The organism is Streptomyces sp. NPDC055506 (assembly GCF_053643595.1).
The window spans coordinates 65,607-81,605 of sequence record NZ_JBSHKH010000021.1 but is presented as its reverse complement, the minus strand read 5'-3'; the positions used below and the strand labels follow the sequence as shown (position 1 = coordinate 81,605).

The window sequence follows — 15,999 nt, the reverse complement described above, 5'->3', positions numbered from 1 at the left end:
CCTGTCGTCTGTGCGCGGCCAACTACCAGGCGGAACAGACTTGTTGGATATTTTCCGGTGGCCTCTTGCGGCCCACGAGGCAGACGTGTAACACTCTTTCGCGAGGCAGTCTGCCCACTTCCAGGAGCCTTCGCACTGCCATCGCGTCGCCGTCGAGCGGCGCTTTTTTGTTTTCCGCGGTTCCGATGCCGCGTCGCCCCGTTTCCCCGTTTCCCCGTTTCTCCGTTTCTCCGTTTCTCCGTTTCCCCGCATCTCCTTGTCTCCTGAAGGTGAGGCGACCAGTGACCATGGCCGACCCGACCCCCTCTCATCCCGGCGCGGAACAGTGCGCGTCGAACCGCTGCCGCCGTGCGGCCCGTTCCGACGGTCTGCGACGCAGGCCCGCCGCTCCCGGCGCCCGGCTCTGCGGTCCCTGCAAACGCGCCCTCGCGGCCGATCTGACGGCCCTGCCCGCGCTCCACCACGAGAGCGAGCAGCGGCTCGTACTCCCGGCACGGCAGGGGGGCCTCGCCCGGGTCACGGGCCACCGGCCGGACACGCCGCCCGTGAGCGACGCGGCGCTGGACGCCCGGCACGACGCCGTCGTACGACTGGCCTCCTGGGCCCGGCTCGTCCTGGACGAGGACCCGGCCGCGGGATGCCCGCCGGAGCGGACCGTCCCCGCTCTGGCCGCCTTCCTCGGCCGGCACATCGACTTCCTGGCCGCCCACCCGGCCGCGGGCCCGGCGGCCGACGAGATCGCCCGCACCGCCGCCGCCCTGCGGCTCGTCGTCGCGCCGCCCAAGCCCGAGCTCGTACCGCTCGGCCGGTGCGTGGAGCCGGGCTGCGACGCGGAGGTGTCGCTCCCCGGGCGCGGCGGCGACGACCTGGTGCTGCGCGGACCGATGTGCGGCGCGGGGCATGTGCTCTCGCCACGCCAGTGGCTTCTCATGAATCACCGTCAGTCAACGCCCGAGACCAAGGAGTCGGCATGAACGACGACCTGCGCGCCCCGCGCGGCAAACGCGTCCCCACCTCGCTCGCCGCCCTCGCCCTCGGCGTCCGCGAGGGCACGATCCGCCAGTGGGCCCGACGCGGCAAGATCACCCGGTACGGGACCAAACGCCAGGCCCTGTACGACCTGAACGAGCTGGCGGCGCTCGCGGCCGGGGAGAGCGGCGCGTAACTCCCCGCGCCGTAAAGCCCCTCCCCCGCACCGAAGACCCGCCCACCCTCAGAGACCTCCGCACCTCATAGAACTCACCCCACCGTTCGGCCACCGCCGCGCGGCCCTTCGGCATGCCCGAAAACGGGCCGCGACCACCGCCCTTGAGGAGAGACAGCCATGGAGACGTACCAGACATCGCAGTGGCAGCAGCACTGGCAGGACCGGCGCGACCCCTTCGTCGAGGAGTGCTTCCGGGCCCGCGAGAACCTGCTCGCCGATCTGAAGGACCCCGGCGCCGCCCAGGCCCGTGTCCTCGACGACCTCATCGACATCGGCGCCGCCTCGCTGCACTGGAAGGAGCAGGGCTACGACGCCGTCGCCACCGCCCCGGAGACCTTCCGGGCGGTGCTGCCGATCATGCGCTACAACGACTTCGTCGAGCAGATCGACCGGGAGACCCGCACCAAGGGCGGCATCCTGTCGTGCAGCCCCGTACTGCGCTGGCTCAAGACCAGCGGCACGACGGGCACCCCCAAGCGCGTCCCGTACACGCTGCACTGGCTGCTCAAGTACCGCATCCCCGCGATGAAGGCGATGTGGGGCACCTACCTGGAACACCACCCCGAGATCCTCGCCCACCCCTTCGCCACCCTCGACACCCAGACGGTCCGCGAGGACGTGTACGACTTCGTGCACGGCGTCGAGCACCAGGCGATCAGCAACCGGCATCCGCAGATCAACAGCCGGGACTGGAACCCGCCGTGGTACGAGTCGCCCTGGTTCGGCCCCGACACGCCCACCAGCCACGCCGGGCGGATGTACCACCGCGTACGGCACCTCGTCGGCAAGGACCTGCACTACATCTCGGCGATCAACCCCAGCACCCTGGTCTCGCTGCGCGACCTGATCGCCGAGCACGGCACCGAGCTGGTGCGCGACCTGCGCGAGGGCACTCTCCAGGGCAGGCCGTGGACCGAGCCCGACGAGAAGGCCGCGTTGCATCTCGAACAAGTCCTGGGCAAGGGCGAGTTCAGCCTCGTGGACCTCTGGCCGTCGCTGACGCTGTACAGCTGCTGGCTGTCGGCCTCCGCCGAGCTGTACCGGCCGCGTCTGGACGCCGTGCTGCCCGGTGTCGCCAAGCTGCCGTTCATGAGCTGCGGGACCGAGGGCGTCACCACCATCCCCGTGGACGACACCCTGGAGAGCCAGCCGCTCGCGATCAGCCAGGCGTACTTCGAGTTCGTCCCCGCCGACGTACCGCTCGGCGCGCTCCTCGACGCCGGCGAGAAGGTCGAGACGCTGCTGTACGACGAGGTCGAGGCGGGCCGCGACTACCACCTGATCATGTCCCAGGGGAACGGCCTCTACCGGCTGTGGACCGGTGACATCTACCGCGTGGACCGCATCGCGGACGGCACCCCCTGGGTCCACTTCACCCACCGCGACGGCGTCTTCCACTCCTTCACCGGCGAGAAGATCACCGAGGGCCAGGTCACCCAGGCCATCCGGCAGGGCCTCGAAGGCAGCGGGCTCGACACCGGGCTGTACATGTGCGGGCCGCGCTGGGACGAGCCGCCGTCCTACACCGTCGTCGTCGAGGTACCGGAACCCGGAGCGGACCTCGACCGGGTGCTGTCCGCCGCGATCGACCGCGAACTGTCCGTCATCAACATCGAGTACGCCTCGAAGCGGGACAGCGGACGGCTCGCCGCGCTCCGGGTGCGGACCGTGGCGCAGGGTGCGATCGCCGCGTACGTCGAGTCGCGGCGGCAGGGCGGCAACGCCACTCAGTACAAGTACAAGCCGTTCCAGAAGGACATCGACTTCGTCGACGCGATCCTCGCCGACTGACACCCCCCTCACCCACTCACCACCGATCAAGGAGAGCTGACCATGCTGGAGACCCTCAGGCCCCCGCAGAACACCCGCCGCGAGATCATCGACCTGCCCTGCGGCGACACCCGGCTCGCACTGCACCTGTGGCGGCCGGAGCAGATCAAGGGAGCCGTCTTCTACTTCCACGGACTGCAGAGCCACGCCGGGTGGCTGTGGGAAGTGGGCCCGCAGTTCGCCGACAACGACATCGCGTTCTTCGTCCTCGACCGGCGCGGCAGCGGCATCAGCCCCGGGCCGCGTCACGAGATACCGGACGTCGACACCGTCCTCGGCGACTACGCGGAGGCCGTCGCGTTCGTCCGGGACATGATCGGCGACACCGTGCCCCTGTCCCTGTTCGGGCACTGCCTCGGTGGCTCCTTCATGGCGGCGCTGATGGCGTACGAGGGGTTCACCACCTCGTACGACGCCGCCGTGTTCTGCTCGTCCTGGCTCGGCCGGATGCACGCGACCCTCGATCCGGACACCCGCGAGGCCATCGCGGCGAGCGGGAGCGAGGAGCTGTGGGACGCGGGGCTGAAGGCCGGTGACTTCACCGACGAGGTCAAGTACCAGCACTTCATCGACCACGACGATCTGGCGGTACGGCAGTTGACGCGGCGGTCGCGGGCGGTGCTGCTGGAACTGGAGCGGCTCTATCTGACGCGCGGACGCCTGAGCCCGGCGGTCCCCGCCGCGACCTTCGTCTCCGGGATGACCGACCCGATCGTGGACCTCGACGCCGCGCACTCCGTCTTCCAGGACCTGGTCTCCGGACGGGGTTCGATCATGAAGTTCCCCACCGACAAGCACTACCTCTTCTACACCGGCGTCAGCGGCGACCTGGTCGACTGGACGTCGACGTACACCCTGCTCCAGGGGGTGAACCGTGGCGCCTGAGGCCGGGAGGGCCGGACAGGCCCGGCTGTACCACGTCGAGCTGCCCATGCGGACGCCGTTCGACCATCCCGCCGCCCGGCGCCGTACGTCCGACAGCCTGGTCCTGAGGCTCTCGGCCGATGGTGTGGACGGCATCGGCGAGTGCGCGCCCCGGTCGTACGTCACCGGGGAGACCACCACGAGTGTGCGCACGGCGCTGGAACAGGTCGACTTCGACGCGGTGTTCGCGCTGCTGACCGGCCGGGATCCGCGAGAGCTGCTGGGGCTGCTCCACCGGGACGGCTTCGCGCGGACCTTCGGGATCGACGGCGGCAACAACCTGCTCTGCCTGCTGGAGACGGCGGTCCTCGACTGGCTGGGGCGCCGGTCCGGGCTGGGCGCGCGGGAGCTGTTGCCGGGCGAGGCCGAGGAGGAGCGCGAGTCGCTGCCCGTCTCCCAGGTGCTCGACCTCAGCCTGGAAGCCGAGGAGTTCCTCGCCACCCGAGGGCCCTTCCACTTCGTGAAGATCAAGGCGTCGGACGACATCGAGCACGACGCCCGTACCGTCCGGACGATCCGCGACAAGCTCGGCGACGACGTACCGGTCATGGTCGACGCCAACATGTGCTGGACGCCCGAGAACTCGGTCGGCCACGCCCACCGGCTGCGTGAGGCCGGCGTCGACTATGTGGAGGAACCGCTGCCCAAGGGCTCGTGGGAGGCGCTGCGCGCGCTGCGCCGCGACGGCGGGCTGCGGATCATGCTGGACGAGTCGGTATGCACGGCCCAAGACGCCCGCACGGCGGTCGAGTCCGGGGCCTGCGACGCGTTCAACATCCGGGTGTCGAAGAACGGGGGCCCGCTGCCGGCCGCCGGGCTCGTCGCCTACGCCCGGGAGAACGGCGTCCGCTTCCAGTTCGGGGTCCAGGTCGCCGAGGTGGGCCCGCTCATCAACTCCGGCCGGGCACTGGCCTTCGGCCACCCGGACGCGCTCACCGTCGAGGCCGGGCAGTCCGACCGCTTCTTCCCGGAGATGATCGTCGCCCCGCCCCCGGCCGTCGACCGCCACACGAACACGCTGGCGCCCGCGGACGGCACCGGCTGGGGCATGGACCTCGCCGCGAGCGCGGAGCGCTGGGCCGTGAAGAACTTCTGAGCCGGCCCTTCCCACTCGCACCTCACCGACCCACATTCCGCACCACACCCATGCCCGAAAGGCGGGAACACCATGACCGTACTGTTCGAATGCACCTACCGAGGTGAACGGTACTTCGGCCTCGGACTGCCCAAGGACGACCAGCCGTTGAGCCTCACGCCGCTCACGGACCGGAACCTCGGGAAGCTGCTCACCGAGGGCGGTGACGTCGCCGTGCTCCTCGCCGCCTCCGAGACGGTGACCGTTCCCGTGAGCGAACGCGACTCCGTGTCCTTCCGGCCGCCGCTGCTGCCCGACCAGCTCGGTGACGCGGTCGTCGGCGGCTTCATGCAGACCCACAACGTCAAGGTGGACGCGGACACCCCGTCCCAGCCGAACTGGTTCCTCAAGGGCCTCGGCGATGTGCTGAGGACCTCCGGGGAGGAGCTGCGCGCACCGGTCGGGTCCGTCGCGCTGACCGAGGAGGCGGAGGTCGTCCTCGTCTACGTCACCGACGCGGACGGCGTCCCCCGGTACGTCGGCTACACCTTCGGCAACGACCTCACCGACATCGGCCGCTTCCGCCGCCACCGGGGACACCTCTCGTACGCCAAGCTGTGCGACGCGGCCGTCGCGCCCTGGCTCTTCCTCGACGAACCGCCGCGCCATGTCACCGGGCACGTCACGATCGAGCGGGACGGCGAGCCGTGCTGGCGGGGCGAGTTCACCACCGGCACCAAGGCCCTGCACTACGGACTCGACGACATCATGTCCGAACTGTTCTCCTACGACGCCCTGCTCGCCCCCGGCCGTGTGCACTACGTCTACATCGGCGCCGACCGCAGCAGTTTCCACGACGGCTTCCGGATGGCCGACCGCGACCGCGTCACCCTGGACTTCGCGAGCCACGGGGTCACGCTGTCGAACACCGTGCGATGTGCGTCGCCGACGCTCGCGGCCGCCGCGCGCGAGGGATCGTGAGCGGCGGTGGGCGGGGGCATGCCCCGGTCGTCGGGGTGCGCAGGCTCAGTGACACGGAGGCGACGTTCGCGTACAGCCATGCGCTGATGCGGGGCAGAGGCGGGCTCACCACGTCCTTCACGGTGAACGGCGTGTTCTCGCCGGAGCGGGTGGCGGCGGCTGTGGAGCTGTGGCTGAGGAGGCTGCCGCTGCTGTCGCTGCGGATTGAGGACACCGGGGGCGCGGGGCTGTGGTTCCGGCAAGGGGAGCCCGAGTCGCCGGCGGGTGAGCGGCTGTGGGGGCTGCGGGTCGGGCGGGCTTCGCAGGAGGCGACCCGTTTCTCCCTCAGCCTGCACCCCGCGATCTGCGACGGCTACTCCGTCGGGCGTCTCGTACGGCCGCTGCTGGACGCCCTGTTCGGCGTTCCGGGCGCCTGTGCCGGGGAGGAGCTGCCGCCGGACACCGACGAGCTGACCTACGAGAGCGGCGGGGTCTGCGGGGTGTGCGTGCCGGGGCCGGCCCGGCGGGCTCTGACGTCGCACAGGGGAGGAACAGGGCCGGGGCGTGGGCGGCCGGCCGGGGTGGTCCGTGAGGGTGGTGGGGGTGTGACCCTCGCCCTCGGTCCGTACGAGACCCGGCGGCTGCGGGACTGGTGCGGTGCGCGGCGGTTGACGGTCGCCGGGTACCTCGGGACCGTGCTGGCCGACGCGTTCGCCCGGGAGAGCGGCCGCCGGGAGGTCACGGTCGCCCATGCGGTGTCCCTGCGCCGGCGCTACGCCGAGCGGGCGCTGATCAGCGAGCCCGGGTGTGTGCTGGGCGTGGTGCGGGCGCGGCTGCGGGCGGGCGGCGCCGGTCGCGACGCCGTGGGTGCGGGGGGCGACCTCGTGGGCCGGGCCCGGGGCCACGCCGAGGCGCTGTGCTCGGCCGGGCGGGACTGGCGCCCGGAGCGGCGGGCGCACACCGCGATCCGCCGGGCCGTGGAACGGGAGGCGGAGGGGGCCGGAGGGCCGGAGCTGCGGGTGACCGACGCCGGTTCGGTGGACACCGCGCTCGGGCCGCACGCGGGGAGGGTCGCCGGGTTCCGGACCGTGGCGGCCCGGGGGGCCGGGGCGCTCGACGGCACGCTGCATCTGTCGTCGTTCAAGGGGGCGTTGACAGTGGGTCTGGCCGTCGGCGGGCCTTGGGCGGCGGTGGCGGAGCGGGAGTTGACCGACGCCATGCTTTTGCTCAACCGCAGGTGAGAGCCCTGCGGGGGTGTGGACTCCTCAAAGTCGTAGCTGGAAGTGGTGCCTTCAATTGAAAACAAAGAGTTCGTTCTCTATTTTTTGAGGGCGGGCTTCGAACCGGCGGGGCCCGCCCAGTCCAGAGGAAGGGAACGCGTCATGCTGACGGCGTCTTCCAGGGTGGCTCCCAGGCGGAGCGGAGCCTCCGCACACCGCTCCTCCTCAGGCGCCTTCGATGCCTTCATCGCGGAGATCTTCGAACGGCTGCCCCGTGCCGACCAGCGCAGATGGGCCCATGTCTACACGCGGGGCCTGCTCGTGACGCCGGGTCGCAAGACGGTGCGCCGGCTCGCGGCCTCCGCCTCGGACTCCGCCACGGCGGCCCAGGCCCTGCACCAGTTCGTCAACGCCAGCCCCTGGGACTGGGAGCCGGTCCGCGCCCGCCTGGCCGACTGGGTCGTACGGCGGTCCCGGCCGCTTGCCCTGGTCATCGGTACGGCGGTGCTGCCCAAGCGGGGTGACCGCTCCTGCGGAGTGCACCGCCGCTTCGTCCCGCGCGACGGACGCACGGTCAACTGCCAGGTCGGTATCGGGGCGTTCCTCGCGGTGGAGCAGGGGACAGTTCCGGTCGACTGGCGGTTGTTGCTGCCCGGGCGGTGGGCCGAGGACGCGGAGGCGCGCGGACGGGACGGCTCGGCTCCGGCCGCCGGGTCGGCTGACGCCCTGGCGCTGGACCTGGTGGACGGGGCCGGCCCGGGCGGGGTGCCGGTCGTCGCCGACCTGCTCGGGTTCGCGGACACCGCCGCGCTGGCGGGCGGGCTCGCCGGCCGGGGGCGGCGGTTCGTCGTGGCCGTACCCGATGACTTTGTGGTGCACCCGGACCGCGCGGCCCTCGCCGGGCCCGGCCCCCGTGCCGGGTCCGGTGCGGACGCCGGTGGTGTGACCGCGCGGAGCCTCCTCACGGACCACCCGGCGCGAGTGGCGACGGGGGTGGTCCGCCTCCCCGGCATCCCCGTCGCCCTCCGGCTGATCGGCGAGTCCGGCGGCGGACGGATCTGGCTCACGGATCTCGTGGACAGGTCGCCGCGCGAGGTGCTGGCGCTGGCGCGGCTGCACGCGGGTGCCGTCGACACGGTGGAGCGGCTGGCCGACGACTTCGGTCTGCGCGCCTTCGAGGGGCGCTCGTACGCCGGCTGGCACCACCACAAGACCCTGGTCTCCGCCGCCTTCGCCTACAGCACGCTGGGCTCCGCCGCCCCGGCGCGGCCCGGCACCCCGGCCCACGCGTCGCCCCGGCCGCGCACCGCCCGCCCGCCGCACCGGGCACGGACTTCGACCACAGGCGGACGGGCCGGCACGGCACCGGGGCGCGCCGCCGGGGCCCAGGCCCGGGCGCTCACGGCACCCGGGCGAGCCCCAGCCGCTCCGGCGCGGACGGCTGAGACATCGGCGCGGGCCTATCCACGAACTGCTCTCACGGAAGCTGACGCGACCTCATCGGCGCGGCCCCCCTCACCCCCGGCCCGGTTCTCCGCGCCCCCAGGACCGGTACCGGCAGCCGCGAGACCCACCGCACCATCCCCCGCGCACCCGCTCCCCACCCCGATACGAACGGAATCCTGATGGCCCTTCCCAAAGCGTTCTGGTTGTTGTGGTTCGGGCAGACCGTCAGCCGGCTCGGGACGCTCGCCCCCGCCTTCCTCGTGCTCTACATGGAGCAGGACGGGCTCGTCGCCCCGGGCACGACCCCGCTCGTCGTCGGGCTCTTCGGTGCCGGTGTCGTGCTGTCCGGGCTGGTAGGTGGGGCGGTCGCCGATCTGATCGGGCCGCGTCGCACCATCATCGCCGCCCAGCCGGTCACGGCCGCGATGGCCCTGCTCTTCGCCGTCGCCGAGAACGTCGTCGCCCTGTGCGCGCTGTCGCTGATCACCGGGTTCCTGTCGTCCGTCGACCGGCCGGCCGGGGCCGGGCTGATCTCCGCGATCGTTCCGCAGGAGCAGTTCTCGAAGGCGTACAGCCTCTTCCTCGTCGGCTTCAACATCGGCATGTCGCTGAGCCCCGTCTTCTCCGGCTTCCTGCTCGAGGTCAGCCCCCCTGCCCTCTTCGTCGTCTGGGCGGCCTCCAGCCTCGTCTACGCGGCCCTCGTCTTCGCGGTGCCCGCCGATCCGCCGCCCGCGCAGGGCGCCGACCGGCCCGCCGGGGCCGCGGCGGCCCTCAAGGCGGCCGCACGCGGGATCGCCGAACCCTTCCGGACCCCCGTCCTGGTCGCCTTCCTCCTCCTGACCTTCCTGCTGGCCTGCATCTACCTCCAGGTCAACTCCGCGTTGCCGCTCGACATGCGGGCCAGCGGGCTGACCACCGGGGACATCGGCTTCGTCCTCGCCGTCAACGCCGTACTGTCCGTGCTGCTGCTCCCGCTCGTGCCCCGTCTGGTCGGCGGGCTGCGCGCCCACGTCCCGCTGATCCTGGCGGCCGTGTTCATGGCCCTCGGCTTCGGCGGCAACGCCCTCGCCGGCGGCATGGTGTCCTTCACGATCGCCACCGTCGTATGGACGCTCGGCGAGGTGCTGTGGGCCCCGATGTCCGCCACCTTCATCGCCGACCGGGCCCCGGCCGGACGCAGCGGCACCTACCAGGGCTCGTACTTCTTCGCCTGGAACGCGGCGTTCGTCGTCGGCGGTCCCGCCGGACTCGCCCTGGCGCACTCCCACGGCTACGGGGCGCTGTGGATGTCCGTCCTCGGCCTGGGGCTCGCGGTGACGGCCGGCTTCGCCCTGCTGCCCCGGCTGGCCGGGTTCGTGACCAAGCCCGGCTCCGGCCCCGACTCCGATCTCGACCCCGACCCCGAGTCCGTCACCACCGCCCGAGCAACCGCCCCGTAAAGCCCGACCCGAGAGACAAGGTGACCCACCATGCCCGCACCCACTCCCCGCACCGCACTCCTCGTCGGCGCCGCCGGCGGCATCCTCAAGGAGGTCTCCCGCGAGCTCGCCGAGGAGGGCCACACGCTGGTCCTGTTCGACCGGGACGCCGAGGCCGTCGGCCGGCTCGCCGAGGAGCTCGGACGGATCACCAAGGTCGAGACCGTCGTCGGTGACATCACCGACATCCCGGCGGCCGAACGCCAACTGACCGACGTCGTGGACCGGTTCGCCCCGTCCATCCTCGTCAACGGCGTCGGCGGCGACACCCGCGTGATCGGCTACGCCGACCTCACCACCGACCACTTCGACGAGTCCTTCCTGGAGAACGTGGTCAGCAGTTGGATCGCGGTCAAGGTGTGCGCCCCGCGCATGGCCGCCGACGGCTACGGCCGCATCGTCAACTTCGCCTCGGCGGGCGGCCGTACGTACAGCCGCTTCAACAACGCCGCGTACGTCGCCGCCAAGGCCGCCGTCATCGGCATGACCAAGCAGCTGGCGTTCGAGCTGGCCCCGACCGGGGTCGTCGTCAACGTCGTCGCCCACGGGCCCATCGCCACCGAGCGGGTCGCCGGGGCGTTCGAGCGGCGCGACCCGGAGCAGCAGCGGGCCGTCCTGGCCAAGCTGCCGATGGGCCGCTACGGCACCGTCGCCGAGGCCGTCGGCAGCGTGCTGCACCTCTGCTCCGAGAGCGCCGGCTACTCGACCGGGTCCGTCATCGACATCAACGGCGGCATCTACATGTGAGTCCCGCCCCTCGCCCGCCCCCCCCATCGCGACACCGGAGGTATCCATGGCGAAGTTCGTCGTCGAGTTCGAGTACAACGTCGACCGCGCCGGCCGGGAGCATCTGCACCCCGCCCACACCGACTATCTGCGGGCCCTCACCGACAGCGGCGTACTGCTGCTGGCCGGGCCGCTCCAGGACATCAACGGTGGCCTGCTGATCTACGAGGCCGAGGACCGCGACCGCCTCCAGGAGGTCCTGGACGCCGAGCCCTACGTCAAGGGGGGCATCGTCTCCCGGGTTCGTATCCGGCAGTGGGCGCCGGGCAAGGGCACGTGGGCCGCCGCGGCGGAGAAGGCCGCGGCCTGAGCCCGGGCTTTCGCCCCCGCCCCTTCCCGTAATGAAGCAAGCCTCCCCGAAAGGACCGACTGACGTGCTCGTGACGCCAGTTCAGCAAACCCCCACCCCCCTGCGCCGAGAGGCCCTGCACGCTGGGATCGTCGATCCGGGCATGGACTCGATGCGGCTGCTCAGTGAGACGGCGATGAAGTTCCCCGAGGCGCTGTCGTTCTCGTCGGGGGCGCCCCACGACGGCACGCACAACCTCGCGAAGCTCTCGTACTACGTCGACCGGTACATCGCGCACCTGCGGGAGCAGGGGGTGCCCGAGCAGCGCGTCACCCGGCTGCACTTCCAGTACGGACCCGTCAACGGGTTCATCCAGGAAGAGGTCGCCCGCATGCTCGCCAAGGACGAGGACATCGATGTCGCGCCCGAGGCGATCATGATCACGCATGGCTTCCAGGAGGCGGCGCTCGTCGCCCTGCGGGGGCTGTTCCGGTCGCCCGACGACGTGCTGCTGTCCGTGTCCCCGGCGTACGTCGGCATTCGCGGCGCCGCCCGCATGCTCGACATTCCGGTCAAGGGCATCACCGAGGGGCCCAACGGGCTCGAACCGGAGGCCGTGGCCGCCGCCGTGCGTGCCGTGCGTGCCGAGGGCAAGCGGCCCGCCGCGCTCTACCTGGTCCCCGACTTCTCCAACCCGTCCGGCACGGTCGTACCCCTTCAGGCCCGGCGGCGGCTGCTCGAGCTGGCCGCCGAGGAGGGGTTCACCATCCTGGAGGACAACCCGTACGGGCTCTTCGCGAACGACGAGGAGAGGCTGCCGACGCTCAAGGCCCTGGACACCCGCGGTGACGTCGTCTACCTCGGCTCCTTCGCCAAGTCCGCGTTCCCGGGCGCCCGCCTCGGCTATCTGGTCGGTGACCGGGAGGTCGTCGGCGACGACGGCACCCGGCGCACCCTCGCCCAGGAACTCTCCAAGGCCAAGGCGATGTTCACGGTCGGCTCGTCCTCGCTCTCCCAGGCCGCCATCGGCGGCATCCTCGTCGACGCCGACTACGACCTGCGCTCCGCCACCCGCGATCTGGCCGCCGTCTACCAGGAGCGGCTCGCCGCCACCCTCGACGCCCTCGCCGAGCACTTCCCGCCCGAGCGGTACGCCGAGCACGGCGTGCGCTGGAACCGGCCGCGCGGCGGTTTCTTCCTGGTCGTCGAGGTGCCCTTCGAGGCCGACCTCGTCGCCATGGAACGGTCGGCCCGCGACTACGCCGTCAGCTGGGCGCCGATGCGCATGTTCCACCTCGACGGCAGCGGCGAACGCGCCCTGCGCCTCGGCTTCAGCAACCTCACCCCCGCCGCGATCCGCGAGGGCATCGCCCGCCTGGCCCGCTTCATCGAGTCCGAGACCACGTCAGAACCGGAGGCCACCTCATGAGCAGCACTCCCACGCGCCCCGTGGCGGTGATCGTCGACGGCTACTCCGCCGGCAACTTCTACCCCGCCGCCTTCGCCGCGTACGGCACGGACGTCGTGCACGTCCAGTCCACCCCGGAGCTGATCCCGGCGATGGCACCGCCGGACCTCACCGCCTACCGGGAGAACATCGCCGGACACGGCGACGAGGACGCCCTCGTCGAGCGGCTGCGCGCCCTCGACCCGGTGTGCGTGATCGCCGGCCAGGAGTCGTCCGTGCCGCTCGCCGACCGGCTGAGCGAGGCCGTCGGCGTCCCCTCCAACGGCTCGGCGCTGTCCCCGGCCCGCCGCGACAAGTACGAGATGATCGAGACGCTGCGCCGCGCCGGGGTGCGCTGCGCGCGGCAGCTCAAGACCGACGACCCGGACGCGGCGGTCGACTGGGCCGAGGAGCACGGCAGTTACCCGGTGGTCGTCAAACCGCTCAGCTCGGCGGCCTCCGACGGCGTCTTCGTCTGCGACGGCCCCGACGCGGTCCGCGCCGCCGCCCGGAGCGTCCTCGACGCCCCGAACATGTTCGGCCTCGCCAACACCGAGATCCTCGTGCAGTCCTACCTCAAGGGCACCGAGTACATCGTCGACACCGTGAGCTGCGGCGGCGAGCGGTATGTCTGCGGGGTCTGGGAGTACGAGAAGACGCTGCTGCCGTCCGGCAAGAACATCTACAACCGCGACCTCCTCGCCGACCCGGACGACAACCCGGTGGTCGCCGAACTCACCTCGTACGTCGACGAGGTCCTCGCCGCCCTCGGCGTCGCCTGGGGGCCGGCCCACGCCGAGGTCATCGTCACCGACGAGGGCCCCGTCCTGGTCGAGATCGCCACCCGCCTCAACGGCAACATCAACGCCCCCTTCCACGACGTGTGCCTCGGCCACAACCAGGCGGCGCTCACCGCGCAGGCGTACACCCGGCCCGAGGAGTTCCTCGCGGAGTACGCCGGCCGGACGTACCGGAGGCTGCGGCCCGCCGTCGTCTACAACACCCCGACCGAACTCGACGGTGTCGTCGACACCGTCGACGAGACGGCCGTGGCGGAGATCCGCGCCCTGGAGAGCGTCTTCCTCGCGACGGTCAAGTACGCGCCCGGCGCCCGGATCAGGCCCACGGTCGATCTGCTGACCAGCTCGATGCGGGTCTTCCTCACGGCACCGGACGAGACGGCCCTGACGGCCGGCTACGAGAAGGTCCGCGCGCTCAAGGACGCGGTGTACCGGGTCGCCTGACCCCCACTCACTCCCTGCCCTGCCTTTGTTCTCTCTACTTGCTTCCCGGAGGTCTGTCATGCACAGCCGTATCGGTCTCTTCCTGTCCCCCGTCCACGAGACCGGCCAGGACCCGCACCTCGCGATCCGCCGCAACCTGGACCTCGTCGAGTACGTCGACGACCTCAACTTCGACGAGGCGTGGTTCGGCGAGCACCACACGCTGGGCTGGGGCCTGGTCGGGGCGCCCGAGACGCTGATAGCCGCCGCCTCCCAGCGCACCACCCAGATCAAGCTGGCCCACGGCGTCGTCCCGCTCTCCGGCCACCACCCCTTCCATGTGGCGAGCCGGGCGGTCCACCTCGACCACCTCACCCGCGGCCGGTACATCCTGGGCGTCGGCCCGGGCGTGCCCTTCGACGCGAAGATGTTCGGCCTGGAGCAGCCGGTGCAGCGCCGCCGCCTGGAGGAGGCCCTGCCGACGGTCCTGGAGCTGGTCAACGGCGACGAGCGGATCACCCAGCAGACGGACTGGTTCGACCTGCGCGACGCCAAGCTCCAGCTGCCGCGCTTCAGCCCGCAGGGCATCGAGGTCGCGGTCGCGACCTCCGGCACCTCGCAGTCCAGCCCGCGCCTGATCGGCCAGTACGGGCTGAGCATGACCTCGTTCGCGCTGCCCTTCGCGCTCCTCACGCCGGGCGCCCCCGCGCACATCAACCTGGCCCACCAGTGGAAGTACGCGGAGGAGGCCGCCGCCGAGCACGGGCAGACCCTGGACCGCGACAAGTGGCGTATCGCGCTGCCGGTGCATGTGGCCGAGACCCGTGAGGAGGCGTACGCGGACGTCCGCGAGGGCTACGACCGCTGGCTGTTCGAGTACTTCGGCAAGGCGGCCGGCCGTGAGGTCCTCAGCCCCGACGTGCCGCGCGAGAGGGCGCTGGAGGCCCGGGTCGAGGCGGGCGGCGCGCTCGTCGGCTCGGTGGACGACGTGGTCGCCGGCATCGAGCGGCTGCACGAGATCACCGGCGGCTTCGGCACGCTGCTCGTCTACGTCGCCGACTGGACGTCCTGGGAGAAGACCAACCGCAGCATGGAACTGCTGGCCCGCCATGTCGCCCCCCGCATCAACGGCTCGGCGGCCCGTCCGCAGGAGGCGGTGGACTTCGCGATCGCCAGCCGGAAGAAGTAGCGCGAGGGAGCGTCCTCGCCGAGCCCTCCGTATGTCACGCCAGGTCGGGCCGTTCCGTCGGCCCGGCCGTGCGTCCCACCGATCGGAAAGAACTCATGCTGGAGCAACGCTCGTTCCGCGACATACTCGGCCGGTTCACCACGGGAGTGGTACTGGTCACCGCCGACACGGCCGAAGGCCCCAAGGGCATGGCGGTCAACTCCTTCACCTCCGTCTCCCTCACCCCGCCGCTGGTCGCCCTGTGCGCCGCGGACACGTCCTCGACCTGGCCCGCGATCCGCGAGGCCGGCTCCTTCGCGGTCACGATCCTCGGCGACCAGCACGCGGAGCTGTGCCGGCTGTTCAGCGCCAAGGGCGCCGACCGCTTCGCCGCGGGCGCCTGGTCCACGACCCGGGCCGGGCACCCCATTCCCGCCGACGGTCTCGGCTGGCTGGACTGCCGTATCACCACGCTCCATCCGGCGGGCGACCACGAACTGGTCATCGCCGAGGCCCTGGAAGGCGCCCTGACGGCCGAGGCGGGCCCCCTGGTCTTCCACGCCGGCCGCTTCACGGCCCTGGCAGCGGCCTGACCCGCCTCTCTCCCTCCCTGGATCCTCGGGGACACCCCCTCGGACACGGCCGGACGGGCCCCCGGAGCAGCTCCCTCCGGTGCCGCCCCGGGGACCGGCAACAGCCCAGCACCGCCACCGGTCCAGCCGCGGGTACGGCCCCTGGCCGTGGGTACGGGTCCTGGCCGCGGGTACGGGTCCTGGCCGTGGTTAGGGTCCAGCTGCGGCGCCGGATCCAGCCGTCGCACAGGCCAGGCCGTCGCTACGGTCCAGCACCAGCCATTGCACAGGCCAAGCCATCGCCACGGTCCAGCACCAGCACCGGACCCAGCCATCGCACACGCCAGCCCGTCGCTACGGTCCAGCACCAGCAC

At 71.8% G+C, this 15,999-nt stretch carries 14 protein-coding genes and 1 pseudogene; all 15 read left to right on the top strand.

The annotated features are described in order from the left end of the window. Positions 1-287: 287 nt before the first annotated feature. The 15 genes and pseudogenes from ACWIF2_RS11320 to ACWIF2_RS11250 all read left to right on the top strand — a co-directional run bounded on the left by ACWIF2_RS11320 (position 288) and on the right by ACWIF2_RS11250 (position 15,646). Positions 288-974 (top strand): hypothetical protein, encoded by a 687-nt coding sequence (locus ACWIF2_RS11320; protein WP_454359889.1) that lies wholly within the window; start codon positions 288-290, stop codon positions 972-974. Continuing rightward, positions 971-1,165, top strand: a complete 195-nt coding sequence (locus tag ACWIF2_RS11315) for a hypothetical protein (RefSeq protein ID WP_382489640.1) — start codon at positions 971-973, stop codon at positions 1,163-1,165. Before ACWIF2_RS11320 ends, ACWIF2_RS11315 begins: the two co-directional genes overlap by 4 nt. Before the next feature lie 159 nt (positions 1,166-1,324). Beyond that, positions 1,325-2,998, top strand: a complete 1,674-nt coding sequence (locus tag ACWIF2_RS11310; protein WP_454359888.1) for a GH3 family domain-containing protein — start codon at positions 1,325-1,327, stop codon at positions 2,996-2,998. A gap of 42 nt (positions 2,999-3,040) precedes the next feature. Beyond that, on the top strand, positions 3,041-3,922 hold the full coding sequence (locus ACWIF2_RS11305; protein ID WP_454359887.1) for an alpha/beta hydrolase: 882 nt from the start codon (positions 3,041-3,043) through the stop codon (positions 3,920-3,922). Then, positions 3,912-5,057 carry an enolase C-terminal domain-like protein gene (locus ACWIF2_RS11300; protein WP_454359886.1) on the top strand — a complete coding sequence of 382 codons (1,146 nt, stop codon included), beginning with the start codon at positions 3,912-3,914 and terminating at the stop codon, positions 5,055-5,057. The genes ACWIF2_RS11305 and ACWIF2_RS11300 overlap by 11 nt, the downstream gene beginning before the upstream one ends. A gap of 72 nt (positions 5,058-5,129) precedes the next feature. Then, positions 5,130-6,017 carry an FAH family protein gene (locus ACWIF2_RS11295; RefSeq protein WP_454359885.1) on the top strand — a complete coding sequence of 296 codons (888 nt, stop codon included), beginning with the start codon at positions 5,130-5,132 and terminating at the stop codon, positions 6,015-6,017. 35 nt (positions 6,018-6,052) lie between these two features. Further along, positions 6,053-7,237 (top strand): hypothetical protein, encoded by a 1,185-nt coding sequence (locus ACWIF2_RS11290; RefSeq protein WP_454359884.1) that lies wholly within the window; start codon positions 6,053-6,055, stop codon positions 7,235-7,237. Positions 7,238-7,378: 141 nt separating this feature from the next. Continuing rightward, positions 7,379-8,491, top strand: a pseudogene (locus ACWIF2_RS11285) (IS701 family transposase); the annotation flags it as partial. A gap of 350 nt (positions 8,492-8,841) precedes the next feature. After that, positions 8,842-10,101 (top strand): MFS transporter, encoded by a 1,260-nt coding sequence (locus ACWIF2_RS11280; RefSeq protein ID WP_454359883.1) that lies wholly within the window; start codon positions 8,842-8,844, stop codon positions 10,099-10,101. 30 nt (positions 10,102-10,131) lie between these two features. Next, positions 10,132-10,887 (top strand): SDR family NAD(P)-dependent oxidoreductase, encoded by a 756-nt coding sequence (locus tag ACWIF2_RS11275; protein WP_454359882.1) that lies wholly within the window; start codon positions 10,132-10,134, stop codon positions 10,885-10,887. A gap of 46 nt (positions 10,888-10,933) precedes the next feature. Next, positions 10,934-11,236 carry a YciI family protein gene (locus tag ACWIF2_RS11270; RefSeq protein WP_454359881.1) on the top strand — a complete coding sequence of 101 codons (303 nt, stop codon included), beginning with the start codon at positions 10,934-10,936 and terminating at the stop codon, positions 11,234-11,236. A gap of 142 nt (positions 11,237-11,378) precedes the next feature. Continuing rightward, the gene (locus ACWIF2_RS11265; protein WP_454359880.1) at positions 11,379-12,644 is read left to right on the top strand and encodes an aminotransferase-like domain-containing protein; all 1,266 of its coding nucleotides are present in this window, start codon (positions 11,379-11,381) and stop codon (positions 12,642-12,644) included. Next, the gene (locus tag ACWIF2_RS11260) at positions 12,641-13,906 is read left to right on the top strand and encodes an ATP-grasp domain-containing protein (protein ID WP_454359879.1); all 1,266 of its coding nucleotides are present in this window, start codon (positions 12,641-12,643) and stop codon (positions 13,904-13,906) included. Before ACWIF2_RS11265 ends, ACWIF2_RS11260 begins: the two co-directional genes overlap by 4 nt. 58 nt (positions 13,907-13,964) lie before the next feature. Next, entirely contained in the window at positions 13,965-15,074 is a 1,110-nt protein-coding gene (locus ACWIF2_RS11255) for an LLM class flavin-dependent oxidoreductase (protein WP_189722831.1), read from the top strand. Positions 15,075-15,169: 95 nt separating this feature from the next. Next, the gene (locus ACWIF2_RS11250; protein ID WP_454359878.1) at positions 15,170-15,646 is read left to right on the top strand and encodes a flavin reductase family protein; all 477 of its coding nucleotides are present in this window, start codon (positions 15,170-15,172) and stop codon (positions 15,644-15,646) included. Positions 15,647-15,999: the final 353 nt, after the last annotated feature.

What these genes read in the sequence shown, in the direction of transcription:
- ACWIF2_RS11250 (WP_454359878.1), top strand. Translation starts at nt 15,170, where the DNA reads ATGCTGGAGCAACGCTCGTTCCGCGACATACTCGGCCGGTTCACCACG.
- ACWIF2_RS11310 (WP_454359888.1), top strand. Translation starts at nt 1,325, where the DNA reads ATGGAGACGTACCAGACATCGCAGTGGCAGCAGCACTGGCAGGACCGG.
- ACWIF2_RS11265 (WP_454359880.1), top strand. Translation starts at nt 11,379, where the DNA reads ATGGACTCGATGCGGCTGCTCAGTGAGACGGCGATGAAGTTCCCCGAG.
- ACWIF2_RS11305 (WP_454359887.1), top strand. Translation starts at nt 3,041, where the DNA reads ATGCTGGAGACCCTCAGGCCCCCGCAGAACACCCGCCGCGAGATCATC.
- ACWIF2_RS11315 (WP_382489640.1), top strand. Translation starts at nt 971, where the DNA reads ATGAACGACGACCTGCGCGCCCCGCGCGGCAAACGCGTCCCCACCTCG.
- ACWIF2_RS11280 (WP_454359883.1), top strand. Translation starts at nt 8,842, where the DNA reads ATGGCCCTTCCCAAAGCGTTCTGGTTGTTGTGGTTCGGGCAGACCGTC.
- ACWIF2_RS11320 (WP_454359889.1), top strand. Translation starts at nt 288, where the DNA reads ATGGCCGACCCGACCCCCTCTCATCCCGGCGCGGAACAGTGCGCGTCG.
- ACWIF2_RS11270 (WP_454359881.1), top strand. Translation starts at nt 10,934, where the DNA reads ATGGCGAAGTTCGTCGTCGAGTTCGAGTACAACGTCGACCGCGCCGGC.
- ACWIF2_RS11275 (WP_454359882.1), top strand. Translation starts at nt 10,132, where the DNA reads ATGCCCGCACCCACTCCCCGCACCGCACTCCTCGTCGGCGCCGCCGGC.
- ACWIF2_RS11295 (WP_454359885.1), top strand. Translation starts at nt 5,130, where the DNA reads ATGACCGTACTGTTCGAATGCACCTACCGAGGTGAACGGTACTTCGGC.
- ACWIF2_RS11255 (WP_189722831.1), top strand. Translation starts at nt 13,965, where the DNA reads ATGCACAGCCGTATCGGTCTCTTCCTGTCCCCCGTCCACGAGACCGGC.
- ACWIF2_RS11260 (WP_454359879.1), top strand. Translation starts at nt 12,641, where the DNA reads ATGAGCAGCACTCCCACGCGCCCCGTGGCGGTGATCGTCGACGGCTAC.